Genomic DNA, 1,831 nt, shown 5'->3' on the forward strand with positions numbered 1-1,831 from the left:
GTAAAAGAGGCTGGGACATAACTAGCTTCAAATAGTGACAAAGGAGAATTTGAATTCACTCAAATTCTCCTTTGTCTATTTTTTGCTATAAATTCTTTCACAAACCTATCTGTTGGCCGTGAATTTTCTTAAATTTACGGCCATTAATGCAAGACCCATTTCGTTCTCAACCTTCGATTTTCCACGAACAGAAAATCGAGTGAAACGCAAATTGGCCTTCAAGAATCCAAAAACTGGTTCCACATCGATTTTGCGTTTTCGATAGATGGCACTCGTTTTCTCTTCTGAAAGCTTCGCTCTCACATATTCTTTTTGATGTTCCCACTTCTCGTTCACCATTAACTTTCGATTATTACCTTCTTTAGCTTTTGTACATGATGAACGGAATGGGCAACCAGAACAGTCTTCACATTCATAGACTTTAAATTCCCGTTTGAAGCCTGTTTTATCTTTACGCACAGATTGATAATTAAATGGAAGTCGTCTGTGATTTGGACAAGTGTATGTATCTTTTTCTTCATCATACTGCCAGTTGTCTGGGTTAAACTCGTTTTGTTTATGTTTTTTCTTTTGTTCTTTCAAATACATATTATACGTGATTAGAGCTTCTCGCTTACGCTTAGAAAGGATATCATCATAATTTTGTTCACTTCCATAACCTGCATCTGCCACAATATGTTTCGGTAATTCGAAATAAAATTTCTCGATTTGATCTAGAAATGGAATTAAAGTGCGTGTATCTGTCGGATTTGAAAATAAACTATAGGCAAGCGCGTATTGACCTTCTGTTGCGATTTGTACATTATAACCGGCTTTCAATTGACCATTTTTCATATAATCATCTTTCATTCGCATGAATGTTGCATCATGGTCTGTTTTTGAATAACTATTACGTGTGCCAAAGATTTCAAAGTCTCGTTGATATTTCTGTTTCCTTACAATATAATCAGTCAACTGCTTACGCACTTGCTTCGGATACTTTCGTTCACTTCTTAATGCTTTTCTTTCTTCTACGCTCGATGATGCTTCAATTTTTTGGTCATATTCACCAATGACTTCATCTACTTTTTCGACCATTTGGTCGAGTTCTTCAAGAGTTAATTGTTCATTACTTTCTCGTTCAATTTCAGGTAAAATTTCTTTTTCAAGTAACTCGTTGTACAGTTGATTTGATTTTTCAATTAAGCTCTTGTGATATTTCTCAACCGCCTTTTTCCACACGAATGTAAATTTGTTCGCATTCGCCTCTATTTTTGTACCATCAATGAAAATAGCTTCTTGATCAATTAATTTCTCTTGTACAAGTTGGCAACGGAATTGCACGAAACATTGTCGAATCAGTTCTATTACTTCAGGTTGAACACGGAAACGATTAATGGTGCGATAGCTTGGTTCATAACCTTGAGAAATCCACATCATACGGATACTATCTTTTAAAAGAGCTTCGATTTTTCGGCCAGAAAAGACAGACTGCGAATAAGCACATAAGATGATTTTTAACATCATGCGTGGATGATAAGCTGGGCACCCCTCATTTCGAAGAAATGGTTCGAGTGCTTCAAGTGGAATACTTTCAACTAAGTGATGTACATGGAAGGCAATATCATTCTCTTGTAATTTCACTTCTAAATCTAAAGGCAAAATTAATTGATTCATGTTATAATCTTTAAACATAAGGACACTTCTTTCTGTTTGGATTTTGTGTGGTAACTTAATTTTAACAAAGAATGTCCTTATTTTTTATTTAAAAATAATCAAAGCCTGTGAAATTTTACTCGCGGTAAAATTTCACAGGCTTTTTCATTTCAGAGGAGGGTTTTGTCCCAGCCTC

The 1,831-nt window shown here is 35.2% G+C and carries 1 protein-coding gene; it reads right to left on the reverse strand.

The genetic code is table 11. The features are described from left to right. Nucleotides 1-105: 105 nt before the first annotated feature. Nucleotides 106-1,674 carry an IS1182 family transposase gene (locus tag BTHG_RS23755; RefSeq protein WP_010280088.1) on the reverse strand — a complete coding sequence of 523 codons (1,569 nt, stop codon included), beginning with the start codon at nt 1,672-1,674 and terminating at the stop codon, nt 106-108. Between the last annotated feature and the right edge of the window lie 157 nt (nt 1,675-1,831).

The organism is Bacillus timonensis, assembly GCF_000285535.1.
Classification (GTDB): domain Bacteria; phylum Bacillota; class Bacilli; order Bacillales; family Bacillaceae_L; genus Ferdinandcohnia; species Ferdinandcohnia timonensis.

Coding starts and splice junctions, on each gene's coding strand:
- BTHG_RS23755 (WP_010280088.1), bottom strand. CDS start 1,674: ATGTTTAAAGATTATAACATGAATCAATTAATTTTGCCTTTAGATTTA.